General features: G+C 63.3%; 20 protein-coding genes. 9 read left to right on the forward strand and 11 right to left on the reverse strand.

The window, feature by feature from the left end; genetic code table 11:
* Positions 1-11 precede the first annotated feature (11 nt).
* Positions 12-662 (reverse strand): helix-turn-helix domain-containing protein, encoded by a 651-nt coding sequence (locus G9C82_RS12400; protein ID WP_127014249.1) that lies wholly within the window; start codon positions 660-662, stop codon positions 12-14.
* Positions 663-808: 146 nt separating this feature from the next.
* On the opposite strand from G9C82_RS12400, the gene G9C82_RS12405 reads away from it, so the two are divergent.
* Positions 809-1,057, forward strand: a complete 249-nt coding sequence (locus G9C82_RS12405; RefSeq protein WP_232508526.1) for a PRC-barrel domain containing protein — start codon at positions 809-811, stop codon at positions 1,055-1,057.
* A 415-nt stretch (positions 1,058-1,472) separates the two neighbouring features.
* Here G9C82_RS12405 and G9C82_RS12410 read toward each other — a convergent pair whose 3' ends face one another.
* Positions 1,473-1,808: a hypothetical protein gene (locus tag G9C82_RS12410; protein WP_004958245.1), complete on the reverse strand. Its 336-nt coding sequence runs from the start codon at positions 1,806-1,808 to the stop codon at positions 1,473-1,475.
* A 784-nt stretch (positions 1,809-2,592) separates the two neighbouring features.
* Here G9C82_RS12410 and G9C82_RS12415 point away from each other — a divergent pair.
* Complete coding sequence (locus G9C82_RS12415) at positions 2,593-3,732, forward strand: acyl-CoA dehydrogenase family protein (RefSeq protein ID WP_127014250.1); 1,140 nt, start codon at positions 2,593-2,595, stop codon at positions 3,730-3,732.
* Between the two features lie 48 nt (positions 3,733-3,780).
* Here G9C82_RS12415 and G9C82_RS12420 read toward each other — a convergent pair whose 3' ends face one another.
* Complete coding sequence (locus G9C82_RS12420; protein WP_011223968.1) at positions 3,781-4,224, reverse strand: MaoC/PaaZ C-terminal domain-containing protein; 444 nt, start codon at positions 4,222-4,224, stop codon at positions 3,781-3,783.
* 277 nt (positions 4,225-4,501) lie between these two features.
* Here G9C82_RS12420 and G9C82_RS12425 point away from each other — a divergent pair, with 277 nt between their 5' ends.
* Positions 4,502-5,311, forward strand: a complete 810-nt coding sequence (locus G9C82_RS12425) for an SDR family NAD(P)-dependent oxidoreductase (RefSeq protein ID WP_007188709.1) — start codon at positions 4,502-4,504, stop codon at positions 5,309-5,311.
* 39 nt (positions 5,312-5,350) lie between these two features.
* Here the strand turns inward: G9C82_RS12425 and G9C82_RS12430 are convergent, their stop codons facing one another.
* Positions 5,351-6,046: an HAD family hydrolase gene (locus G9C82_RS12430; RefSeq protein ID WP_004958237.1), complete on the reverse strand. Its 696-nt coding sequence runs from the start codon at positions 6,044-6,046 to the stop codon at positions 5,351-5,353.
* Positions 6,047-6,214: 168 nt separating this feature from the next.
* Here G9C82_RS12430 and G9C82_RS12435 point away from each other — a divergent pair, with 168 nt between their 5' ends.
* A complete protein-coding gene (locus tag G9C82_RS12435) occupies positions 6,215-7,432 on the forward strand; it encodes an acyl-CoA dehydrogenase family protein (RefSeq protein ID WP_007188710.1) in 1,218 nt (405 codons plus the stop codon).
* A gap of 26 nt (positions 7,433-7,458) precedes the next feature.
* On the opposite strand, the gene G9C82_RS12440 is transcribed toward G9C82_RS12435, so the two are convergent.
* From G9C82_RS12440 to G9C82_RS12450, 3 genes are all read right to left on the reverse strand, one after another.
* Complete coding sequence (locus G9C82_RS12440; protein ID WP_127014251.1) at positions 7,459-9,423, reverse strand: 3-hydroxyacyl-CoA dehydrogenase/enoyl-CoA hydratase family protein; 1,965 nt, start codon at positions 9,421-9,423, stop codon at positions 7,459-7,461.
* Positions 9,424-9,591: 168 nt separating this feature from the next.
* Positions 9,592-10,662, reverse strand: a complete 1,071-nt coding sequence (locus G9C82_RS12445; RefSeq protein WP_004958231.1) for a phosphotransferase family protein — start codon at positions 10,660-10,662, stop codon at positions 9,592-9,594.
* 43 nt (positions 10,663-10,705) lie between these two features.
* Positions 10,706-11,500, reverse strand: coding sequence for an enoyl-CoA hydratase/isomerase family protein (locus G9C82_RS12450; protein WP_127014252.1), 795 nt, complete (start codon positions 11,498-11,500; stop codon positions 10,706-10,708).
* Positions 11,501-11,671: 171 nt separating this feature from the next.
* Between G9C82_RS12450 and G9C82_RS12455 the strand changes: the two genes are divergently transcribed.
* The gene (locus G9C82_RS12455) at positions 11,672-13,327 is read left to right on the forward strand and encodes a long-chain-fatty-acid--CoA ligase (RefSeq protein ID WP_127014253.1); all 1,656 of its coding nucleotides are present in this window, start codon (positions 11,672-11,674) and stop codon (positions 13,325-13,327) included.
* Between the two features lie 147 nt (positions 13,328-13,474).
* On the forward strand, positions 13,475-14,536 hold the full coding sequence (locus tag G9C82_RS12460; RefSeq protein WP_127014254.1) for a zinc-dependent alcohol dehydrogenase family protein: 1,062 nt from the start codon (positions 13,475-13,477) through the stop codon (positions 14,534-14,536).
* A gap of 33 nt (positions 14,537-14,569) precedes the next feature.
* Here G9C82_RS12460 and G9C82_RS12465 read toward each other — a convergent pair whose 3' ends face one another.
* Positions 14,570-15,385, reverse strand: coding sequence for an aminoglycoside N(3)-acetyltransferase (locus G9C82_RS12465; RefSeq protein ID WP_127014255.1), 816 nt, complete (start codon positions 15,383-15,385; stop codon positions 14,570-14,572).
* 94 nt (positions 15,386-15,479) lie between these two features.
* On the reverse strand, positions 15,480-16,949 hold the full coding sequence (locus G9C82_RS12470; protein WP_127014256.1) for an aldehyde dehydrogenase family protein: 1,470 nt from the start codon (positions 16,947-16,949) through the stop codon (positions 15,480-15,482).
* Positions 16,950-17,031: 82 nt separating this feature from the next.
* Here G9C82_RS12470 and G9C82_RS12475 point away from each other — a divergent pair, with 82 nt between their 5' ends.
* The gene (locus G9C82_RS12475) at positions 17,032-18,195 is read left to right on the forward strand and encodes an acyl-CoA dehydrogenase family protein (protein ID WP_127014257.1); all 1,164 of its coding nucleotides are present in this window, start codon (positions 17,032-17,034) and stop codon (positions 18,193-18,195) included.
* 60 nt (positions 18,196-18,255) lie between these two features.
* Here the strand turns inward: G9C82_RS12475 and G9C82_RS12480 are convergent, their stop codons facing one another.
* Entirely contained in the window at positions 18,256-19,026 is a 771-nt protein-coding gene (locus G9C82_RS12480; protein WP_127014258.1) for an IclR family transcriptional regulator, read from the reverse strand.
* 150 nt (positions 19,027-19,176) lie between these two features.
* Here G9C82_RS12480 and G9C82_RS12485 point away from each other — a divergent pair, with 150 nt between their 5' ends.
* Positions 19,177-20,307 carry a serine hydrolase gene (locus tag G9C82_RS12485; RefSeq protein WP_127014259.1) on the forward strand — a complete coding sequence of 377 codons (1,131 nt, stop codon included), beginning with the start codon at positions 19,177-19,179 and terminating at the stop codon, positions 20,305-20,307.
* 126 nt (positions 20,308-20,433) lie between these two features.
* The gene (locus G9C82_RS12490; protein WP_127014260.1) at positions 20,434-21,732 is read left to right on the forward strand and encodes a DUF362 domain-containing protein; all 1,299 of its coding nucleotides are present in this window, start codon (positions 20,434-20,436) and stop codon (positions 21,730-21,732) included.
* Positions 21,733-22,292: 560 nt separating this feature from the next.
* Here G9C82_RS12490 and G9C82_RS12495 read toward each other — a convergent pair.
* On the reverse strand, positions 22,293-25,331 hold the full coding sequence (locus tag G9C82_RS12495; RefSeq protein ID WP_127014261.1) for an FAD-binding and (Fe-S)-binding domain-containing protein: 3,039 nt from the start codon (positions 25,329-25,331) through the stop codon (positions 22,293-22,295).
* Positions 25,332-25,380: the final 49 nt, after the last annotated feature.

Below are 25,380 nucleotides of genomic sequence, written 5' to 3' on the forward strand. Positions count from 1 at the left end.
AGTCCGGGCCATCAGTCAAAGTCGACAAACAGTACGTCCTCGACGAGGGCGTCGGTCGCGCGTCTAAGCCGCTCGGAGGCTGCCTGGTGTGTTATACCCAGCGCGTCGGCGAGTTCCGCTAAATCCACCTCGCGGGGCACCTCGAAGTAGCCGCGGTCGGACGCCTCGGCGAGGATCTCGTACTGGGCTGAGGTAAGTCCGTAGCGGCCGGCCGGGTCTTCGTCGAGTTCCCGGATCGAGGAAACCTCGAATGCGAGGTTGTGCTCTGCACAGAAGTCGTGAGTCTTGGAGAACAGCGACCGACGCGGATACAGCACGCGCAGCTTCCAGGCGGTCCCATGGCCCACGGCATCGAGAATCGTCGCCTCCGAGTTCGTGAGCATCTGGACGATGAGGTCGACGTGGTCGACCCATTCCATCCTGAACAGCCACTCGTCCTCAAAGTCGCCCAGCAGTTCGACGTTGTCAACGGAGGGGTCCGCTTCGAGTGTCTGCTCGATGTCCTCGCGCCGACTCCCGCGGACCCACAGCATCGGCATGAGTGCATCGTCACCGCTCGTGACGATCCGCTCGATTTCGAACTGCAGCTCCGGTAACTGTTCCAGCGAGTGATTGAGCGCCAGGTCGCTGGCCGGAACCGTCCCGGAGACGATGGTGGGCATAGATACCCGAACTGGGAGTGGCACGCTGGTATGTCTTTTCGTTGACTATTACGGGTCGGTAGCCACATGATCGTCTCATCGCCCGGCCAGCGGCTGCGTGTGCAAGCACGTCGGTGATGCGCGTCCCGCCGGTAGCGACGACTGCAATGTCTACGATCCAACTGACCGACGACGACGTCGGCAAGACAGTTGTCACGAGTACCGGCAACGAAATCGGCATCGTTAGCGGGTACAGATACGGCACCGCCTACGTTGACCCGGACCCCGGGCTAAAAACGACGCTCCTGACGAAGCTCGGCTGGGAGGACACCGACGCCGATGACGGCTACCCGCTGCAGACCGACGCCGTCGACACTATCACCGAAGACCAGATCCGTCTCAGCACGGACCTGTAAGGGATCTGTAGCTGTCGGACAGACGTATCACGGACCAACGCCGGGTGGGCAAACCCGGCGTGAAACCGTCCCGTACAGGGGAGCATGAGACGGTGGGCGTCGGGAGAGTACGAGCACCCAATGTGCTCGCATACAGTGGTCTGCGCTATCCGATGTTTGTTATACGGCTCTTTATCTGGCGACCATCGGTGAACTGGGCAGCAGGAAGCCGCTACTGAACTTCCTCCACGGCGACCGGACCTACTCGCCGTTGAACACCGCAACCGGTACTCCGGTGGGCGTTATAGCCGTCGACTTCGGCCGTTACTGTCCGTTTGCGACGGACTAGCCAACCGCTACCGGCCGGACTGTGGTACGTCACACGCCGTCCCGGCGTGAGACAAGCCGGCCCATGTCGGACCCGCCGTGATGGCTCTTATTCCTCGGTGGTAAGTTTCGGGCCTGGCTTCCAGGTGTTGCCTTCGAGGACAACAAGGTCGTAGCGTTCGAGCACCTGAAGCGTGTCGACGACCGCCTGGGCGTCGAAGGAGACGGTCATATCCTTGGGCAGTTGCTGGGCGATTGCGCTGCGTGTCCCACCGTCCATCCGGACCACTGTGTCGAGCAACTGTTCGAGGTCGTCGAGTAGCGAGACGAGCGACGTCGAGCCTTCGTCTTCTGTCGCCAGTTTCGACATGACTTCGTCGTAATTCCCCGATATCTCCATCGATACGGACACGGCCTCGTCTTCGATGTCTTCTTCGTCTCCCATAGGAGTGAATATATGCACACTTGCAGAAATACGTTTCTATATTCGGAACAACGTGTGTATCTTCTACCCGTTTCTCTGCAAAACAGTTGTGACTCTGCATTTTCGCATTAGACGTAGTCCATCTAAATAATATGTTTATGAATTTTTATTCCACAAGGTAGAATAGTACTGTGATATTTGTGTCCTTACTTGCTCTATTCAAAAACAAGGTAGACTCATCTGAATATATATCCCCATATCCAAGGATACTCGTAGGGTTTTGCAACTATCTTTCCTGCGTCAGAGGACAGTGTTCCCCGTATGCCTGTTTCAGTAAACAGAACGATACCGATAGCTCCGCTGTGGTGCGACCAGACACACGGCATCTATACCAATACCACAGAGTAATTCAACGGGATGCCGACTTAGCGACTTAGTCTGGCTGTCCAGTCGGGGTAGTTCCCACCCGTACTGCTGGCTACCGGATAACAAAAGTACGGCTATTATTCTTCTCATTCCGATTCTCGCGAAAACGAACTGAAAGGCCGTGAGTGGCCGACTGTGTCGCACTACAGCGATTGTTCCAGTATATGGAACTCCGCATCGCAGAACGTTCCGTTTACAGACGACAGCCATTGGGAGAACGATGCCTGTTGGGTCACGACAGTGGGGGCTTGTGTGGCAATCCTTCTGTTATTGCTGCTACTGTACGGGGTCTTTCAGCGGTCAGACCACGTTCCACGGGAGTACCTGCTGTGATGGCACACGGCCAAATCTATATTTGGGTGGCGGTCACACATTAGATATGGCGTTTAGCTTGACGGCCGAGCAGACGGCAGTCCGAGAAGCGGTGCGCGAATTCGGCGAGAACGAAATCGAGCCGCTCGGAACGGAATGCGACAGGGAGAAACGCTACCCAGCGGAACTGATGGAGCAGGCGGCACAGTACGACCTCATCGCGCCGGAAGTCCACGAGAAGTACGGCGGCGCGGGGATGGACAGCCTCACTGGCGTCGTCGTCACCGAGGAACTCTGGCGGGCCGACCCGGGCATCGGGAGCGCCATCGGCTCCCGTGGCTTCGGGTCGAGCATGATTCAGAAGTACGGCGACGAGTGGATGAAAGAGGAGTGGCTGCCGAAGATCACCAGCGGCGAGTCGGCGTGTGCCAGCGCCATCAGCGAACCCGCCCATGGCTCGAACGTGGCTGGTATCGAGACCTACGCCGAACGCGACAGCGACGGCTGGGTCCTTAACGGCAATAAGATGTGGATTACGAACGGAACTGTCGCCGACGTGATGGTCGTGATGGCCAAGACTGACCCCGACGCCGGCCACGAGGGCATCAGCGCGTTCCTCGTGCCGACGGACACCGACGGCCTGCAGGCCGAGAAAATCGACAACAAGCTCGGCATCCGCGCGTCGGATCTGGCCGAAATCATCATCGACGACGTTCGCGTGCCCGAGGAGAACCTCGTCGGAGAAGCGGGCGCTGGCTTCTACCAACTGATGGACTTCTTCGCGAGCGGGCGGGCAAACGTAGCCGCGCAGGCCGTCGGCACTGCACAGGCCGCCATCGACGACTCTATCGAGTACGCGAACGAGCGCGAGCAGTTCGGCCAGCCGATCAGCGAGTTCCAGGCCATCGAACACAAGATTGCGGAGATGGCCACCAACGTCGAGGCTGCGCGGTCGCTTACCTATCGTGCCGCCAGCGCCATCGATTCGGGCAACCTCGATGTGGCGACAAAGCTGGCCAGCATGGCGAAGTTGTTCGCCAGCGAACACGCCGTCGACGTGGCCGACGAGGCGATTCAGGTCCATGGTGGGGCCGGCTACGTCACCGACCACAACGTTGAGCGGTACTATCGGGATGCCCGAATCACCAAGATATACGAGGGGACCAGCGAGATACAGAAGAACATCATCGCCGACCGCGTGCTGTGAGGCCACGATAGACGGACTGCCGACGCTGCCACTGATTCGACAGTCGGCCTACCGCCGGAGCGTCAGGAACTCGGCCGAAAAGACAGCGTCGTCGGCCTGATTCACGGCGGTGACTTCGGTTCGGACGACGCCCGTCGCAACCGGGTGGTCCCGCCGTTCGGTGTCGACAATCTCGGCCTCGACGTGAATGGTCTCTCCCAGGAACACCGGCTTGATGAACCGAAGCCGGTCGATACCGTAGAACGCGACCATGTGCCGCTTTTCGGCCTCGTCACGGGCCTGCCACAGGAGGCCAGTGACGACTGAAAACACCAGCGCGCCGTGGGCGATACGCTCGCCGTACCCCGAGTCGGCCATCCGCTCGGCGTTCGTGTGGAGGTGATTGAAATCCCCGCTGACACCCGCGAAGTTGACCACGTCGGCCTCGGTGATGGTCCGTCCCGAGGTGGTGAAGCTATCGCCAACATCGACCGTGTCGAACTCGCCGGCCATCTTACCGGCTCCTGCAGGTGCTCGTGGGACAGCGCTTCGGTTGCTGGTCGAGTCGCCACTGCCGCGTTCGCACCCGCTGGCCCCGGGACTGCAGTCTGCTACTGTTGCTGGACATACACATCGTCACCGTGTCCCGCACCGGTGTTAATGCTACCGGGGCTCGCCGGTTACTCTCGGCACTGCCACAGGGAGACGTAGCGGTTACAGGCTGCTCTGACCGTTCAACTATATTCAACAGAACCCGGCAGAGAGCACGCAGGACGTAGCTTTATTGCGGATGCCCGAGATGTCTGATGCGATGTCAAAGCCACACACGGAGCGGTTTCGCCTGGAGAATCAGCGGGCGATTATCACGGGTGCATCGAGCGGCATCGGCCGGGCAATCGCAGAGGAGTTCGCGGCCGACGGGGCCGACGTGGTTGTCTGCTCGCGCGAGCAGGACAACGTCGGACCGGTGGCCGACGAAATCAACGATAGCGACCGGCCCGGTGAGGCGGTCGCTATCGAATGCGACGTGACAGACCGCGAGGCCGTCGAGGCGCTGGTGGAAGCGACCGTCGACGAGTTCGGCGGACTGGACGTGCTCGTGAACAACGCCGGCGCGAGCTTCATGTCTGGGTTCGACGACATCAGCGAGAACGGCTGGAAAACCATCGTCGACATCAACCTTCACGGGACCTACCACTGCACACAGGCGGCCGGCGACGCGCTGGCCGCGGACGGCGGTGGGACGGTCATCAATCTCTCCAGCGTCGCCGGGGAACAGGGCGCGCCGTATATGAGCCACTATGGGGCTGCCAAGGCCGGCGTCAGCAACCTCACGTCCACGCTGTCAGCGGAGTGGGCTGACCGAGACATCCGAATCAACTGCATCGCGCCGGGGTTCGTCGCCACGCCGGGCGTGGAGTCACAGATGGGCGTCAGCGCCGACAACATCGACCGTGAGGCCGTCGAGCGGCGTATCGGCCTCTCGGAGGAAATCGCCGACATCGCGCTGTTCCTTGCCAGCCCGGCGTCGTCGTACATCGTCGGTCAGACCATCACCGCCGCTGGCGTCCCACGGCTCGAAGAGACGCCTGACATCTGAGCGCTGGGAGTTCCAGTACCGACGGTCGAAGCCGCAGTTTCACTCCAAGACGCCAAGCCAGTCCGGCAGCTCTCGGAGGTCGTCGAAGGCGATATCCACGGCGGGTCCGTCCTCGGCTCCGTAGGCGACCGTCCACAACCCGGCCCGTGTCCCGCCGTCCATATCGTGCTCGTAGCGGTCACCGACCATCACGGCCTGTGCCGGTTCGACCCCGGCCTTCCCGAGCGCCGTTTCGAACATCGCCGGGTCAGGCTTGGTTCGACCGACGGCCTCCGAAGCGGTGTACGAATCCATCGCGTCCCAGACGCCGAAGGTCCGCAACAGTTCCTTGCCCTCGTCGTCGTCTACATCGCTGATGACGCCCTGATGGAGCGGCGCGTCTGCCAAGTCCTCGATGGCCGCGACGGCGTCGGGGTTGGGCTCGACCTGTTCGGTACGGATTTCCTGAAACAGTGCTTCCCACTCGGTTTTCTCGGGACTGACTGTCAGAATCTCATCGATTGCCCGCCGGTAGCCCTCGCGGGCTGGCCGGAACGCTGTCCCTTCGCGTTCACCGAAGTACGTTCCGAGGACATCCCGCCATTGTTCGAGGGCCGCGTCGGAATCCCCAGTCGCCGGGTACTCGGCACACAGACGGTCGACAAACTCGCGGTGGGCCGCCCGGACGGACGCCATCCGAAGGATGACGCCCCCGATGTCCCAGAAGACGGCCTCAACGTCTGGACTCTCGCTCACGGCAGCGGCTTGGACTGGCCCGGGTATGAAACTACCGCCGACGCCCGGCGTCTCCCGGATGCGTCGCGGTGGGCGTGTCGGAGCACAGCGCCGGGAAATAAACAACCGACCACGCGTTCGCTGTGCTCCAACACTTATGATGTCGACGTGCGAGAACGAGAATGTGCCATGATATCGTTCACCGATTCCGAGGCCGCGACTGCGCTCGCCGAGCGTGCCCGAGCGTTGATGGACGAGGTCGTCATTCCGCGGGAGCGAGAACTCGCGGGCGGGACGGCCATCTCCGATGCAACAGTCCGCGACCTCCGCGCTGCCGCACGGGAGTACGACGTGTACGCCCCACAGATTCCTGAAGAGCACGGCGGGATGGGCTATGACTTCCGGGACGTGTTGCCGACGTTCGAAGAAGCCGGTCGGAGTCTGCTCGGTCCACTTGCGATGCGCGTCGACGCGCCCGACGAGGGGAATATGCACCTGCTGGAGATGCAAGGGACTGACCTCCAGAAATCGGAGTACCTCGACCCGCTCGTCGAGGGTGAGATTCAGTCGGGCTTTGCGATGACCGAGCCGATGCAGGGCGCGGGCTCTGACCCGAAGATGATACGCACCACGGCACAGAAGGAGGGTGACGAGTGGGTCATCGACGGCCACAAGTGGTGGACGACCGGTGGCGTCGACGCCGACATCCTGCTCGTCTTTGCCCGGACGGACGAGGACGTGCACCCGTATGAAGGGTGTTCAGTGTTCATCGTCCCGGCCGACGCCGACGGCGTGGACATCGTTCGGAACGTCCCGCATATGGGCAGCCAGGGTGACCCGAAGGGCCACGCCGAAATCGAGTTCAACGGCGTTCGCGTCCCCGAAGAACACCTGCTGGGCGAGGAAGGCAACGGCTTCCAGCACGTCCAGCAACGGCTCGGCCCGGCGCGGCTCACCCACTGCATGCGTTTCTCGGGGATGGCCGAACGGGCGCTGTCCATCGCCAAGGCCTACACCACCGAACGGCAGGCCTTCGGCGACTCCGTGGCCGACAAACAGCACGTCCGCTTTGAAATCGCCGAACAGGAGACACAGATTCAGGCCGCGCGGGCGCTGGTCCGGGCCGCCGCGGACGCCATCGCCGCCGGAAAGGAAGCCCGCGTCGAGGTGTCGATGAGCAAAGTGTTCGCCGCCCGGGCGACACAGGACGCCATCGACACCGCGGTCCAGTTCTGTGGCGGCAACGGCATCGGCCGGGACCTCCCGCTTGCGGACTTCTATGAACTGGTCAGGACGTTCCGCATCGTCGACGGGGCCGACGAGGTCCATCTTCGGACCATCGCCCGCGAGGCGTTCGAGGACGTGGACAGCGACGAGCTGGAGCCAGTCCGTCGCTACCGCGAGTAGGGCAGAGCCGTCAGCGGCAACGGCCGCTACTCTCCCTCGAACTCCGGTTCGCGGTCGGCTGCAAAGGCCGCCGTCCCTTCCGCTACGTCGTCAGTGGTCAACAGGAGCGCAAAGGCCTGGCTCTCCATTTCGAGGCCGGCATCGAGGCTCTCGTCGGCCCCCTCGTTCATCACGCGCTTGGCTTTGCGGAGGGCAATCGGCGGCCCGGAGACGAGGTCCTCGACGAACTCCCCAACCACGCTGTCGAACTCGTCGGCGTCGACGGCGCGGTTGATGAGCCCCCAGTCGGCCGCCCGCTCGGCGGAGATGTGCTCGCCGCGGAAGACCAGTTCCTTCGCTCGGGCGTCGGTCAACATCCGAATCGCGCGCTGGGTCCCGCCGCCCCCGGGCAGCAGGCCGAGCGTGATTTCGGGGAAGCCGAACTCCGAGTCGGTCGTCGCCAGCCGGAGGTCACAGGCGAGGGCAAGCTCCAGGCCCGCCCCGAGACAGTAGCCGTCGATGCGCGCCAACGTCGGCCGCGGGTACTCGGCGACGGTCGTGAACACTTCCGTCGGTTCCGAAGTCTGTGCGGGGTCGCGGTCCGCGAAGCCGGAGATGTCGGCCCCGGCGGAGAAGGCGCGGTCGCCGGCCCCTTCGAACACGACGGCCCGGACGTCATCCTCGTCGACCGACGAGAGCAGGTCAACGACCTCGTCCGCGAGGGTTTCGCTGATAGCGTTCATCCGCGACGGGCGGTCGAGTTCCACTTCCAGCAGGCCATCGTCGTCGAGTTCCCAGTTGATGGTGTGGTAGTCGCCCGGCCGGTCGCCGGTGCTGTATTCGTGGAAGCCCCGGTCTGCTTCCTTGCCGGTGTGGCCGGCTTCCACCAGTTCGACGAGGTAGTCGGCCGGCTCGTAGCGGTCGTCACTGTGTTCGTCGGAGAGCGCTCGGAGTTTTTCGAGGATGGTGTCGAGACCGATGTCGTCGGCCCGCCGGCAGGTTCCCTCGGGGAAGCCCGCGCCGAGTTGCATCCCCGTGTCGATAGCCTCGGGTGTCGCCACGTCGTCGCCGACGAGCTTCGCGGCCTCGTTTGCCATCACCGACTCGACGCGGAGATGGTCGAAGCCTTCGGCGTCCTCCGGGACGTAGTCCGAGCCGTCCCCGTCGTCGTAGTCGTAGTAGCCCTCGCCGGTCTTGCGGCCAAGGTTCCCGTTCTCGACTTTCTCCGCCATGATGGGCGGGACCGGCCTCCCGGCCTCCGTCCGGACGTGGTAGCCGATGTCGATGCCGGTCAGGTCGCCGAGTTCGAACGGGCCCATCGGGTAGCCCCGCTCGTGGACCATCGCGGCGTCGGCCTGCCGGATGGTCGCCTCGCCCGCCGAGACCATCCAGGCCGGCTCGCTCATGAACGGCCCGAGGACGGAGTTGACGACGAACCCACGCACGTCCTTGCGGACGTATATCGGCGTCTTGCCGAGCGATTCGATGAACTCGTAGCCACGCTGGGCTGTCTCGTCGGTCGTTGCCTTGCCGTAGATGACTTCGACGAGGCCCATCTTCACCGGCGGATTGAAGAAGTGCAGACCCAGCACCGATTCCGGCCGCTCCGTCGCCTGGGCGATTTTCGTGATGGACAGCGAGGAGCTGTTCGTCGCCAGCAGGGCATCCTGGGGCGCGGCGGCGTCGACGGACTCGAAGATGTCCTGTTTCACCGAGAGCTGTTCCGGGCCGGCCTCGATGACCAGATCCGCGTCGCTCACTGCCGCCTCAAGATCGGTCGTCGTCGCGACCCGCGCCGCCACGTCGTCGGGGTCCTCGTCGAGTCGTCCCTTCTCCGCGAGCTTTTCGAGCGACCACTCGATTTCGTCGTAGCCGTCTTCGACGATGGCTGCATCGATGTCACGCAACACGACATCGTAGCCGGCGATTGCCGCGACCTCGGCGATGCCGTGGCCCATCGTTCCCGCACCGAGCACTGCAACTGTCGCTATCTCTGGCTGGTCAGCTCGCATACGTGTAGTGTCTGTTGCAACACATATCAATCATCCCCATAGTATCGACTGTGTCTCGTGGGACGACGAGGATTATTCCCAGCCAGAAAGCCCGGTGGGCTGTGTATGAGGACTCCGATGCCATCTACGGGGACTTCGACACGAAAATCGGCGCTTATTTTGTCTCTGTTAGAGCGGTTCGTCGCCCTCAATAATCCGAACCGCACGGTTGGCCAGCGCGGGGACGCGGTCCTCCATCAGCGGGTAGAACGGGTCGTCGGCGTTGCCCTCCAGATAGCGGCGGTAGAACATCTCACCAAGGGCGGCGAGCTTGTACACGGCGAGCGTCCGATAGAACCGCTCGTGTTCAAACGTCAGGCCGGTCTGGGCTTCCCAGCGGTCAACTAGGTCCGTCCGGGTCAGGTAGCCCGGTGCTTCGATGAACTCCATGGCGAGGTCGGGGATCTCCGGCTCGGGGTCCTTGGCGTCGCGCCAGTACGAGAGCAGCCAGCCGAGGTCGGCCCGTGGGTCACCCAGCGTCGCCATCTCCCAGTCGAAGACGGCGGCGAGTTTCGGGTCGTCACCGGGGCCAAACATCACGTTATCGAGCTTGTAATCGCCATGCACCAGTGTCTTGGGGTGGTCGTCAGGGCACTCGTCCTGTAACCACGAGCCAACCCGCTCCAGTTCAGGGATGGTGCGGGATTCGGCCGTCCGCTCGAACGCCCAGGCCAGCTGTTTCCCCCAGCGTGCGACCTGCCGCTTCGCATACCCGTCCGCACGGCCGAGGTCGGATAGGCCGACGGCTGTGGGATCTACCTCGTGGATGGCCGCGAGGGTGTCGACCAGCTCGGTGCCGACTGCCGCCCGGGCGTCGTCGCTCCCGAAGCGCGCCGGCTCGTCGTCTCGGATGACGGTCCCCTCGACGCGGGCCATGACGTAGAAATCGCTGCCGATGATCGTCTGGTCGTCACAGGCCGTCACCGTCGGCGGGACCGGGACGGCTGTGTCCTGCAGCGCGTCGATGACGCGATACTCCCGCAACACGTCGTGGGCTGTCTCGGCGGTCTGGCCCGGCGGGGGCCGCCTGACGACCAGCTCTCGGTCGCCCCAGGTGACAAACAGCGTCTCGTTGGAGTGGCCCTGCTCGTGGCGCGCAACGTCGAATGTCTCGGCCGGGCCTATTTCCCTTGTGAGAAATTCTTCGAGCGCACTTTCGTCGACCAGCCGCTGGTAGTAGTCGCTGCTGTGTTCAGTCATAGTGTCTGATTTGGCTCCGTGTCATGAAAAACTGCGGGTCGTGTCACCGTCCGACGAACTCCGGTCGGCGGTCGGTCAGGAACGCCTCGACACCCTCCTCATGGTCGGCCGTCTCGAAGACGATGCCCTGTGCCGTTGCCTCGTCGCGCTGGGCGCGGTCGAAGGACTTCTCCAGACCGTCCTGAAGCAGCCGCTTCGAGTGCCGGAGGGCAATGGTGGGCCCATTGGCGATACGGCTGACGGTCGCCTCGACTTCGGACTCGAACGACGCGGCATCGTAGACGTGGTTGAACAGGCCCAGTTCTGCGGCTCGCTCGGCATCCAGTATCTCGCCAGTGAATACGAGTTCCTTTGCGACGTTCGTCCCGACAATGCGGGGAAGCAGATACGATGTGCCGGCATCGACGCTGAGGCCGACCTGCCGGAACACGAAACCGATGCTGGCCGACTCGCTCGCCAGCTGGATGTCACAGGCGATAGCGAGGTTCGCGCCGGCCCCGACGGCCGACCCGTCGACCTTTGCGACGGTCGGGACCGGCAGTGCGACGACTCTGGCGATGGTGTCGCGGGTCCGACGAGCCAGTTCGCTGACGGCGTCGTCGGTCGGGTCGTCGTTCGTGAGCCGCTCGCTCATTCCCTCGATGTCGCCGCCGGCCGAGAACGACTCGCCGGTGCCCTCGATGACGACACACCGAACATCGGACGCAGTCTCGATGGTATCGAGGTGGCGCTCCAAGGCGTCGTATACGGGCTGTGTGAGTGCGTTCCGCGTTTCCGGTTCGTTCAGCGTCAGCGTGGCGATGCCGTCGGTGATGGAGAGCAGTACGGACTCGCTCACTGGATATCACTCCGTTGTCGCTGCATGGGGTCGCTTCACATGGTTCCGGTATAAATTTACCGCTGGTTCACAGTTTCAGACAGCGCTGGCCACGAACTGTGGGTGGCACGTCAAGAGTTACCACAGCGAGCAGGGCTAGTTTTAACATATCGGTGTGTGTTGACACGGAGTATGCCAGGTGGTGCACCACTCAACCTCCGGTCATTCCTGTGGCGTGGCGAAAACGTGTTCCCCGACAGCGAGATCGTCTCGCGGACACATCAGGGGATTCACCGATACACAATAGCGGAGTACGCCGAGCGCGTGCGGAAGCTGGCTTCGGCCCTCGAACAGGCAGGTATCGAACGTGGCGACAGGGTCGGGACGTTCGCCTGGAACAACCACTGGCATCAGGAGGCCTACTACGGCGTCGCCTGCATGGGCGCGCAGGTCCACATGATTAACCTCCTCCTGCCCGACGAGCACATCCAGCACATCGTGGCCGACGCCGAGGACGAGATTCTCATCGTCGACCCCGTCATGCTGGAAAAGCTGGAAGGGGCCTACGACGAGGAGGCCTTTGATTCCGTCGAGCAGTACATCGTGATGGGTGACACCGTCCCCGAAACGTCGCTGGAGCCGGTCGTCGACTACGAATCGTTCATCGCCGACGGCGACCCCGATTACTCCTTCCCGCAACTGCCCGAGGAACAGCCGGCGGGGATGTGCTACACGTCCGGGACAACAGGCAAGCCCAAAGGCGTCGAGTACACCCAGAAGATGTACTGGACGCAGGTCATGTCGCTGATGACCAGCGAGGCCGGTATCAAGACCGACGACGTGGAACTGACGTACGTCCCGATGTTCCACGTCAGCGGCTGGTGTCGCCCGTTCACGACTATCGCTGCCGGAGCCAAGACGGTCCTCCCCGGGCCGAACCCGTCGGCCGAGGACCTGGCGAAACTTATCGAGGAAGAGGACGTGACTGTCTCCGCAGCGGTCCCGACCGTCTTCATGGACCTGCTCGAGTACGCCCGCGAGAGCGACGTGGACTTCTCGTCGGTTCGGTACTTCACCAGCGGCGGGTCCGCGACGCCGCGGTCACTGATGGAGGATTACAAGCAGGAGTTCGACGTGGACCTCATCTCCGGCTACGGTATGACCGAAACGTCGCCGGTCACCCACGCCTACGAGCCAAAGCCCGGGCTGGCGGACCTTCCGGAGGAGGAGCTGTTCGACCTGCGGAGCCACTCCGCGGGGCTTCCGATTGCCGGACTGGAGTTCAAAGTCGTCAACACCGACGGCGAGGAAGTACCCTGGGACGGCGAGTCGCTGGGCGAACTCTGGATGCGTGGCCCGTGGGTCACACAGGAGTACTACAACGCCCCCGACGCGACCGAACAGGCCGTCACCGACGACGGCTGGTTCAAGACCGGTGACATTGTCCGGGTGAGTCCGGAGGGGTACGTCGACGTAGTCGACCGGATGGACGACCTCGTCAAGAGCGGCGGCGAGTGGATCGCCAGCGTCGAGGTCGAAAACGCGGTTATGGGTCACGACGAGGTCGTCGAAGCCGCCGTTGTCCCTGTCCCCCACGAACGGTGGGACGAACGCCCCGCCGCGTTCGTCGTTACACGCGATGCTGTGTCCGACGAAGCCGCGCTCCGGCAGGAAATTAAAGACCTCGTCGCCGAGTCGTATCCGTCGTGGTGGGTCCCCGACGCCATCCGTCTGGTCGACGGGATTCCCAAGGGTGCGACCGGGAAGTTCTCCAAGCAGACGCTCCGTGACGAGTACGTCGACGAGTCGGTCATCGAAACCGTCGCCGAGAACGCTCCGGCGACGTAACTCGGCCATACCGTGGCAGAGCGTTCTGGCTGTCAGGTATCGTTTCGACGGCGGCGTTCTCGATACCGTGCAGCCACCGCCACTGAGCCAGCCACAACAGGTCTGCCCGTGGATAGGTATTTATGATAGTCCTGTGACTATTGTGGTATGCGAGCAGCTGTCATCGAGGAGCACGGCGAACCGCTCACGATTCAGGATGTGCCCTATCCGGAGCCCCAGCCGGATCAGGTCGTCATCGAGACCGAAGCCTGTGGAGTCTGCCGGAGCGACTGGCACGCTTGGCAGGGGGACTGGGAATGGTTCGGCATCCAGACCGGTCCCGGGCAGATTCTGGGACACGAGCCGGCTGGGATCGTCGCCGACGTGGGCGCGGACGTCGAACAGTTCTCCGAGGGGGACCGCGTTACGGTCCCGTTCCACCTCGGCGACGGGTCGTGCCAGTACTGCCAGCGCGGGCACGCTAATATCTGCGAGACATCGATGCCGCTCGGATTCCTCGACGCCGCACCGGGAGCGTTCGCCGAGGCGTTCCCTGTCCGCGAAGCCGACTTCAACTGCGTCACGCTGCCGGACGCAGTCGACTTCACCGAGATGGCTGGGCTTGGCTGTCGGTTCATGACGGCATACCACGCGCTGACCGACCGGGCGGACCTCAGGCCGGGCGACGCCGTCGCGATCCACGGCTGTGGCGGCGTTGGGCTCTCGGCAGTCCATATCGCCGATGCGCTCGGGGCCGAACCGATTGCGGTCGACGTCCAGGACCGCAAACTCGACCGGGCGCGGGACCTCGGCGCGGCGGCGACAATCAACGCTGCCGAGGCGGACAACGTCCCCGGTGAGGTTCACGCAGTCACGGACGGCGGGGCCGATGTGGCAATCGACGCGCTGGGTATCCCGGAGACTTGTCGCAACGCTGTTGGCTCGCTGGGCAAGCAGGGCACCCACGTGCAGGTCGGGCTCACGACTGACGAGGAGGCCGGGGAAATCTCGCTTCCGGTGGATACGATGACCCTGCAGGAAATCGATTTCCACGGCTCCTACGGGATGCCGCCGGTTCGCTACGACGAACTGTTCCGGCTCATCGACGCCGGGACGCTCGACCCCTCTCAGATCGTCGGGGAGACGCTCGCACTCGAAGACGTGCCGGCCACTCTCTCGTCGATGGGTGAGTACGAGACGGTCGGCATCCCCGTTATCGACGAGTTCTGAGACACGCCGGCACTGCTCCGTGGTCGCTGATACCTACGAACGATTTGCTGTCAGCCACTCGACAGCGAAGTCCACCATCGGCTGTTGTGTGAGGAGTTTCGACTCGCCGACGCCGACAGTCCCCGTCTCGACGGCGCTGGGGTGTGCACGCTCGAACGCATCGCCGCAGGCCTGAAAATCCGTATCGGTGAGTTCGATGTCCGTCCACTGGCGCCATTCGCGCTCGCCCTCAGCAAGTACGGCACTGGCGTGTTTTGTCGTGTCGGCGTCGATATCGGCGCGGTACTCAGCGAGGTGCAGCGAGGTGTTTGTCGCATGTGAGGTTCCAAGAAACAGGACTCTCCCGGCACGGTCGTAGACCGCTGACAGCGGTGAGGCTTCCCCGAGCGAGTAGTCGTAGGCGTGCCCGCCAGCGATGGCCTCGGCGTCGGTCCCCCATGCGGCGAATGAATGCTGTGGGTGGTCGCTCCGGTGGACAGCTGGATACGTGCGAAAACACTCGGCGATTGCACCCATTCCCTGCGTTGGCGTCACTGCTGGTCGGTACGGTGGGAACTGCTCGCGAATTGTGTCGGCCCACGAGTCTGGGACTGGTGGGTTCCCCATATTATCGGGGTCCCTGTTGCCGGGTGAGTGCGTTGGCATCACTACCGCCCCGCTTTCGGTGACGACACGCTGCAGGGCGTCTACCACCGCTGGTGCGCCACCACAGACCCATCCCAGCTCGGACAGCGACCCGTGGACCAGTACTGTTTCCCCGCGTTCGAGACCCAGCGTCCGGAGGTCATGTGCTATCGAATCCACGGTGACCGGTTCCGCTGAACGGTCGCTTGGTCGCGGCGTATCCATAGACGATGCTAGCCGAAAGCGGGCATAAGTTTCGTGTTCCCGGAGACACCGAGCCGCTGTTGTGGGTTACTGCCGTGGCCCCGAATCGACTGGCTTAGAGCAGCTGGTAGTCGCGCTCTTCGTGCTGGACAGAGATCCACTTGGTCTCGGTCAGTTCGTCCATGATCCACTCACCGTTGTACCGGCCGAGGCCAGAGTTTTTCATCCCGCCGAACGGGGCGTTGGGTTCGTCCTGAATCGGATGGTCGTTGACGTGGACCATCCCGGCGTCGATCTGGTCGGCGATGGACCGCCCGTGTTCGATATCGTCGCTGTACACGCCTGCAGCGAGGCCGTACTCGGTGTCGTTTGCGAGCTCGACGGCTTCCTCGTCGGACTCGAAGGGGATGACTGGAGCGACGGGGCCGAAGTGTTCGTTACAGGCCGCGGACATATCGTTGGTACACTCCGAGAGGACGGTCGGTTCGAGGAACAGGTCCTCGACCTCGCCGCCTGTTTCCAGCGTCGCGCCGGCATCGACAGTCTGTTCGATGAACGAGGTAAGCTGCTCGACCTGACTCTCGTTGATGATCGGACCGAACTCCACGTCCTCGTCCAGCGGGTTCCCGATAGTCAGTGACTCCGCGTGTTCGACGAGCTTCTCGACGTACTCATCGTAGACATCCTCGTGGACGAGGTGGCGGTTAATCGAGATACACACCTGTCCCTGATGGCCGAACGCGCCGACAGAGCCGGCCTTGGCGGCTGCCTCGATATCGGCGTCCTTGGTGACGACGAACGGTCCGTTCCCACCGAGTTCAAGCGCCGGGAGCGCGAGCGCGTCCCCGGCCTGACTGGCCACAGACCTGCCGACTGCCGTCGACCCAGTGAATGACATCACGCGGGCGGTCGGATGGCCGGCCATCCGGTCGCCGATGTCGGAGCCGTGGCCCGTGACGACGTTGACGACGCCGTCCGGGAGACCGGCTTCCTCGGCAATGTCGGCCAGCAGGAGCCCGCCGGTAATCGGCGTGTCCGTCGCGGGCTTGATGACGACAGTGTTCCCCAGCGCGAGCGCGGGGCCGAGCGCCCGTGTCGTGAGGTGCAGCGGGAAGTTCCACGGGGAAATAATCCCGACGACGCCAGCGGGCTCGCGGACGATGTGATGGTCCTTGTCCTCGTGATACATCGAATCGCGGACCTCCTCTTCCGGCGGGACCATCTCCAGAGCGCTCTGGAAGTCCGCCATGGCGAAGTTGGCCTCGGCAGTCGCTTTGGCCTGGACACTGCCTGACTCCGTCGCAAGTAGTTCGACGATTTCGTCGAGTCGGTCCTGCATCACCGCAATCATCGACTGGACGTACTCGTTGCGCTCCTCACGCGACAGCGCCGCCCAGTCGGACTGGGCCGCGTCGGCGGCTTGGTAGGCGTCGTTGACGTCCCCCTCTGTCCCGGCGGGCACCGCCGTGATTTCCTCGCCCGTTGCGGGGTTCGTCACCGGAATCGTATCAGGTGTTCCGGCGTCACGCCACTCTCCGTCGATGTATAGCCGGCTCCACGCCGTCTGGCTATCTGGTTGCGACATGCTATATCATCGACAGCGCCACGGACTTTTATCCCTTTGGCACCGGGCAAACGCTTAATTGAACCCCGGCCAGAGAACCTATATGATCGATTACCTCGGTCTCGAAGGCGACCTCGGCGAGGAAGAGCGGATGGTCCGAGACACAGCCAGAGACTTCGTCGAGAACGAAGTCAAACCGGATGTCGGGCAGCACTGGATCGACGGCACGTTCCCGACGGACCTCATCACCGAGATGGGCGAACTCGGGTTCTACGCCCCGAACCTCGATGGGTACGGCCTGCCGGGGCTCAGCGAGACGGCGTACGGCCTCCTGTTGCAGGAACTGGAGGCTGGCGACAGCGGCCTGCGTTCGATGGCCAGCGTTCAGGGTGCGCTCGTCATGTACCCGATTCACGCCTACGGTAGCGACGCCCAGAAGGAGGAATGGCTGCCGGCGCTCGGCAGCGGCGAGCGGGTGGGCTGTTTCGGTCTGACCGAGCCCGAACACGGATCGAACCCGTCGGCGATGGAGACGACGGCCGAGCGCGACGCTGACGGCTACGTCCTGAACGGCTCGAAGACATGGATCACGAACGCGCCTATCAGCGACCTCGCAGTGGTGTGGGCAAAAGTCATGTCCGCCGACGGCAACCCCGTGCGGGGCTTCCTCGTTGAAACGGACCGTGACGGCGTGACGACGAACAAGATCGACGAGAAGCTCTCGTTGCGGGCATCGATTACCGGTGAGATCAGTCTGCAGAACGCCCGCGTCCCCGAGGAGAACGTTCTGCCGGGCGTCGAGGGAATGAAGGGGCCGCTGTCCTGTCTCACGCAGGCCCGCTACGGCATCGCCTGGGGGACGGTCGGGGCCGCGATGGACTGTTTCGAGACCGCCCACGAGTACGCCACCGACCGCGAGCAGTTCGGCAAACCGATCGCCGGCTATCAGCTCCAGCAGGAGAAGCTCGCGGAGATGGCGACCCAGATATCGCTGGGCCAGTTGCTCGCCCACCGGCTCGCCGACCTGAAGGAACGCGGTGACCTCCGCCCGGAACAGGTGTCGATGGCAAAACGCAACAACGCGCGGATGGCCCGCGAGCAGTCACGGGTGGCCCGCGAGATGCTTGGCGGCAACGGCATCACGGCTGATTACTCCCCGATGCGGCACCTGACGAACCTCGAAACAGTCTACACCTACGAGGGGACGCACGACATTCACTCGCTCATTATCGGGCACGATCTGACCGGCATTCCGGCGTTCGAGTAGGGCGGCCGTCGAATCTCTTCCGGTATACGGAACGGCCCCGCTGACACGAAACAGTACTTCTCAATCGTACGTGAGGTCGATCTTCAACTCGCTGGCTTTCCGTTCCAGCAGATCGGGGTACGTCGATTCGATGTCGTCCTGGCTCACCCGGCCATTCGGCCCGAAGACGCTCAGCGCGCCGATGAGGTCGTCCTCGTGGTTGTACACCGGCACGCCAGCCGCCCGCAGGCCGTCCATGTGTTCGGACATATTGGTCGCATAGCCCTGCTCGTGGACCTGTTCGAGTTCCTCGAACAGCGCGTCCCGGTCGGTGATCGTGTTCGCCGTCAGTCCGTCGAGGGGCGTGGTTTCGACGAACTCCTCGATGCGTTCGTCAGCCCACTCCGCGAGAATGGCTTTCCCTGCGGCGAGCGCGTGCAGTGGCCGGCGTTTGCCGATCATCGTGTCGCTCTGGAGCGGATTCCGGCCGCCGGCCCGGTGCAGGTACACGCCCTCGAACCCCTCCTCGACCAGAAACAGGGCTCGCTCGTCGGTCTCTATCGCCAACTCGATGACTTTCTGCTTGGCGACGATATAGCCCGGCCGCCGTATCCGCGGCGGTTCGCTGAGTTGCAGAAACCGCAGCGAGAGTCGGTACTCCCCGTCCTTCTCGACGAGATAGTCCATGTCGTGCAGCGTCTTAAGATGCCGATACACCGTGCTCTTTGCTAGACCCGTCTCCGCCCGGATGTCCGCGATTGTCGCGCCTCCCGCGTCCCGAATCAGCGCCAGAATCTCGAACGACGTCCGGGTCGTCGATACCTCGGACGTTCCGTTCTTGTTTTCGAGCATACGGAGTTGTGACCGCTTAGTGACATCAACGTTTCGCATAATCGACCATGATGGTCTGACAGCTCGAACGCAATCAGTAGCCGTCCGCTGCTCGATTCCGCGACCGAACAGAACCTAACTTCTATTATCTCGCCGGAGCCAAGACAAGGTATGCCACAACTCAGCGAAGACGCCATCGAACAGCTCCGGGCTCAGTTCGACCGACAACTCGAGGTCGGACTGCACCACGGCGCACAGCTGGCGGTGTACGTCGACGGCGACCTCGTCGTCGACTTCGCCGGCGGTTCTACGGGCCCCGACGGCGACGAAACGACGCCCGAGACGCGTCACGTACTGTTCTCCTGTACGAAGCCGTTCGCCGGCGTCGGCCTGCACCAGCTCGTCGAGCAGGGCGAACTCGACTACGACGACCGGGTCGTCGAGCACTGGCCGGAGTTTGCCGACGACGGCACGCAGAAAGCATCCATTACAGTCCGGCAGGTACTCAGCCACACCGCCGGCCTCCCCTTCGGTGAGTTCGACGAACAGTACGAAAGCTGGGGCGACTGGGACGCTGTCGTCGCGGCGATGGAGGACATCGAACCTGTGTTCGAGCCCGGAACGACGCCAGCGTATCACGTCATCAACTACGGCTGGCTGGTCGGCGAACTCATCCGTCGCTGTAGCGGCCAGCCGGTCGAAGAGTACGTCGCGGAGAACGTGTTCGAGCCGCTGGGGATGGACCACACCGGTATCGGTCTGCGGGATGACGAGCCCGACGACGTGGCGACTCTGGCCGGCTACGAAGCGTTCGAGCGGTGTCACGATGTCGACGAGGGGCTCGAAGACCCTGCCGCATACGCCGGAGCGTTCAATCAGGAAGCGATGCGCCGGGCAGTGATCCCCGCGGCTAACGGCATCGGTACGGCACGGGACATGGCCCGGTTCTACGCCTGTCTCGCCAACGGCGGGTCACTGGACGGGACGCAACTGCTGACCGAAGCGACCGTTGATGAGGCGACCACGACTCACGCCGAAACCGAGTCCGACGGCACGCTGTCGCGCCCGGCCCGCTACGGCCTTGGCGTCTGGACCGGCGGGCTCGCCGCCGACATGTTCGGGGCCGCTAGCAAAGAGCGGATGTTCGGCCACGCCGGCCTCGGGAGTTCCTTTGGATGGGGCGACCCTGAACTGAACGTCGGGTTCGCGCTCGTCACGAACGGTATCCGCGACGAGTCCTTCGAACACGCCGCTCGCGTCGGCCAGCTTTCCGACGCCGTCCGGCTGTTGTTGCAGGACTGAACGCGGCACCCTCTGACACCTGTCGCTACCGGGATTTCCTGCCCTTCTGGAACGAGATTCGCACACCCAGCCACGGTAGCGACGGGTGAACCCGGTTTTTGTATGGCCCGCCGTTAACCCTCTGATATGAACTTCCCCGACCGAGGCGACGTGGACGCCCTCATTGACCCACAACCGCTGCCGGACTTCGCTCGTGTCCAGTACGAGCCAGAGACAGCCGCCGTTGACGACCCGTCTGCCGCGGCGCGGACCGAACTCGACCGGCTCGACTTCGACGGGCTGGAACCCGGTGCGACTGTCGCCGTCGCCGTCGGCAGCCGCGGCATCCACCGTATCGACGACATCGTCGAGACTGTCGTTGCGGATATCCGTGATCGGGGCTTCGAGCCGGTCGTCGTCCCGGCGATGGGGAGCCACGGCGGGGCAACGCCCGAGGGCCAGCGCGAAGTGCTGGAGAGCCTGGGCATCACGGAGTCGCGCCTTGATGCCCCCATCGACGCCCGGATGGACACTGCACAGGTCGACACCGTTACTGTCGGTGACACCGAGTTTCCGGTCCACGTCTCGACAGCGGCACAGGAAGCGGATGCCGTGGTCGTCGTGAACCGGGTGAAACCCCATACCAACTACAGCGGCCGCATCGAGAGTGGTCTGATGAAGATGACCGTCGTCGGGCTGGGCAAGCAACACGGCGCGAAGGCGTTCCACTCGACAGCCATCAAGGAGGGGTACGTGGAGACGCTGGAAGCTGCACTCCCGGTTGTTGAGTCGGCACTGCCGCTGGTCGGCGGCGTGGCGCTGGTCGAGAACTTCCACGAGGAGACGGCCCACGTCGAGGCGATTCCAGCGGGCTCGTTCACCGACCGTGAGCCAGCGCTGCTGGAACAGGCCTACGACGAGATGGCGACGCTCCCGGTCGACGACATCGACCTGCTCGTCGTCGACGAGCTCGGCAAGGACGTCTCCGGCGCGGGAATGGACACGAACGTCATCGGCCGCTACCGCGTCCTCAACGCGCCGGACCCCGACGAGCCGTCGATCAAGCTGCTGTACGCCCGCGGGCTCACCGAGGCGACGAAGGGCAACGGCAACGGCATCGGGCTGGCCGACATCACCCGACAGGCTGCCCTCGACCAGCTGGACCTGCAGAAGACGTACGCGAATGCACTCACCAGCGGGTCGACGGCGAAGGCGAAGCTCCCCCTCGTTGCGCCGGACGACGAGTTTGCTATCCGGACGGCGCTGTCCGCGCTCGGCGGCTACGATCCTGACACTGTCCGCATCGTCTGGATACAGACCACACAGGACCTCTCGACGCTCCACGTCTCCGAGCCGCTTGTCGATGAGTTGCCAGCCGCCGCCGAAGTCACCGATCTCGAGTCGCTTGCGTTTAGCGACGGGACAGCGTCGTTTACCCGGGAGTGACCCATCGGTATCGGCGGCCCCGTCATGCCGCTGAAACAATTTCTAACAACTGTACATCCGTTTCTCTGACCGGCTGTGTCGCTGTGCTCCGCTGTGGCTCAGACCGGACTGCAATCCGTACCAGTGTGAGAGCTAAAGCAGGGATGGATACTGAATTTCCACGCCGATACTGTGTCATAACAAACTTGTATATACTATGTGTGTGCATATAGAACCTATATGCCAGTAAAAGCTATTTTCTGAATACATTAGCGAGCGTTAAGATGCTAAAACTCAAAATAAAATTTCAAATCCCGAGAAAAGAGATGTATCTCTTATTGGTGTAAGCCTGGCAGTAGATACCCAGTCTGAAAACACGGTCGTCTCCGGCCGGCAGCCGGCGATATCATCGGAGTCCGCCCGCGACAGCGCAAGCAGTGCATCCGGTGTTTAGCTTATCGCTGCCGTTGTGCTCCAGCCGGCTTCCGGCAGGGAACGAACGTCCAGATTCCGCGTCCAGCCATCGCGATGTCCACCCCTGTTGCCGAGAGCGCTCAGCGAGTTCTTGCGTTGCCGCGAGATTATGATGTCGTCGTCTCCGGCACGCGCTCGGCGACGACTTCGATAGGATGGGGCGGAATCTCGTCGACGCCGTCGCGGTCACCCAGCTGCGAGCGGCAGGAGCCGCCCGGAGCAACGACACGGTCGCCACCGCTTTCTTCGACCTTGTCGAACAGCAGCCGCCCGATCGTTTTCGAGAGGTCGTAGTGCTCGTCGTGGTAGCCGAAGCTTCCGGCCATGCCACAGCACGTCGAGTCCAGCGGGTCAACCTCGTAGCCGACGCGGCGCATGACGCCGACGGCGTGGTGGTCCTTGTTGGTCCCCTTCTGGTTACAGTGGCCGTGGTAGCTGACCGCGCCGGCAGCTCCCAGTGAGCGGTCCTCGACCGGCAGCGCGTCGTCGAGTCGGAACGTGTCGAGGTATTCCAGCACGCCGTAGGCACTGTCGGCCACCTGCGACACTGCCGACCCGTCGAGTAAGTCCAGATATTCGTCCTGGAACATCACGGCGTCGGAGGGCTCGACGAAGACGATGTCCCACCCCTCTGTGACGCGGTCCGCCAGCCGGTCCGTGTTCGTCTCGGCTCGGTCGCGGGCCACGTCCAGCATTCCGGTGGAGTACGCCGCTCGCCCGGACGGCGCGGTGTTGTCCGGAATGGTGACGTGGACGCCTGCGGCTTCCAGCGTTTCGACGGCGGCCTTGCCGGCCGTCGGGTACGAGTAGTTCGTGTACGTATCGGGGAACAGCAGGACTTTGCGGTCGGCTTCGGCCCGCGAGACAGTCGAGCCACCGCGTGCATCGAACCAGTCTTGGAGTGTCTCCCGGCTGAAGGTGGGGAGTTCGCGCTCCGGCGCGATGCCGAACAGTTTCTGCATAACGGCCCGCGCGCCCGGAATGTCTGTCGCCCAGTTCGAAATCGGTGCCAGCGCCGACCCGAGCTTCGAGGCAGTGTCGATGTTAGCAAACAGGCGTTCCCGGAGGCTGGCCCCCTCCGCTTCGTGGTGCTGGTGTTTCAGCTCGGTTTTGAGTTTCGCCATGTCGACGCCGGTCGGGCAGTCGCTCTTGCAGCCCTTGCAGCCGACACAGAGGTCGAGTACTTCCTCCTGGAAGCGCTCGGAGTGAATCTCGTCCTCGCTCAGGTCGCCGCTGATGGCCGACCGGAGGAGGTTCGCACGGCCGCGCGTCGTCTGGACCTCCTCCTCCGAGGCGCGGTAGGTGGGACACATCACGTCCCCGTCAGTCTGCCGGCAGGTCCCACAGCCGTTACACAGTTCGACGAGCTCCGAGAAGCCGCCTTCGTCCTCGAAGTCCAGCGTCGTCTGTGGCTCCAGAGACTGGTAGTCGGGCCCGTACCGGAGCTTCTCGCGCATGTCCGCACCGACCCCCCGGTCGGCATCAGGGCCGATATCCGCCGGCCCGTCGCGGTAGACGACGTTGCCCGGGTGCATCCACCACTGCGGATCGAAGGCCGTCTTGACCTGTTTGAACGCATCCCAGAGCGTCTCGCCGTACATCTTGGGCGTGAACTCCGTTCGGGCCATCCCGTCGCCGTGCTCACCGGAGAACGACCCATTGTGTTCGAGCACGAGGTCGGTCACGTCGTCGGTGATGGAGTGCATGTCTTCGATACCGGATTCCTCCTTCAGGTTGAGAATCGGGCGGATGTGGAGTGTTCCGGAGCCGGCGTGGGCGAAGTACGCGGCCGAGGTGTCGTGATCGGCCAGCACCTCCTCGAACTTCTCGACGTACTCGGCCAGTTCGGCGGGCGGGACCGTCGCGTCCTCGATGAACGGGTACGGTTTGGGGTCGCCGTCCATGGACATCAGGAGCGGAATCGCGGCTTTGCGGAGCTTCCAGAGGTCAGCCTGGTCGGCGTCGGTGTAGGCTTCCACCACGTCAAAGGCCGCTCCGTTATCGAGGAACCGTTCGTTGGTCCGCGCGATGGCCGCCTCGAAGTCATCGTGCAATTCCGAGTCGTATTCGAGCATCAACGCCGCGGCCGCTCGGTCCGGAATCGGGTCGACGTACTCGGCGTAGCCGTCGGAGCCGGCTGCGAGCCTGAACATCTCGTCGTCCATCAACTCGACCGCGCTGACATCGTAGTCAAGCGCGACCGGGACAGCCCGCATCGCATCGGGAAGCGTGTCAAAGCAGTACAGCGCCAGCGCGGTCTCCTCGGGGACGGTCACCAGCGAAAGTTCGGCTTCGACAATGACCCCGAGGGTCCCCTCGCTCCCGACAAACAGCTTCGCGAGGTTCAGCACGCGCTCGCCGTCGTCGTTTTCGTAGATAACGCGGTCGAGGTTGTAGCCAGACACCCGGCGCTTGAGGTCAGGGTAGCGGTCCTCGATTTCGTTGGCGTTTTCCTCGACGACTTCGCGGACCGTCTGATAGATGTCGGCCTCGCGGTCGTCCTTGCTCACGATGTCGTCCCACTCCGGTGAGTCGATAACGACCTCCCGGGCGTGGATGAGCGAGCCGTCAGAGAGGACAGCTTTCACTGCATCGGTGTAGGCGTCAGTGATGCCGTACCTGACGGAGTGTGCGCCGGTAGAGTTGTTTCCGATGCCGCCGCCGACCGAGGCGCGGTTCGACGACGCCGGGTCCGGCGCGAACTTGAGACCGTAGTTGGCCAGCGTGTCGTCTAAGTCGTCCTGCACCACACCGGGCTGGATGTGCGCCGTCTGCTCGTCCGGCCGAATATCGAGGATATCGTCCATGTGCCGGGACATGTCCAGAACGACACAGCCCGGGCCGACGGTCTGCCCGGCGAGCGACGACCCGGTCCCGCGGGGCAGTATCGGAACGCCGTGGCTCGTCGCAACCTCGACAGCCGCCCGCACGTCGTCGATATCCGTCGGATACACGACCCCTGCCGGCTCGGCGCGGTAGATGCTCCCGTCCGTTGCGTACAGAATCCGGGCGTATTCGTCGAACTCAACCCCACCTGTGACGCGTGCACGGAGCGCTTCCGCTAGATCCCGATACGCGTCGACATCCGGTCGATTCAGGTCCAGTTCCTGTGCTGACCAGGTGTCCTCGACATTTTCGATCGCCATACGAGCATTCAGGAGTAATAATCATTAAAGTCTGTGGCATGCGGTCACA

This window comes from Haloarcula sp. R1-2, assembly GCF_011627385.1.
Taxonomy (GTDB): domain Archaea; phylum Halobacteriota; class Halobacteria; order Halobacteriales; family Haloarculaceae; genus Haloarcula; species Haloarcula marismortui.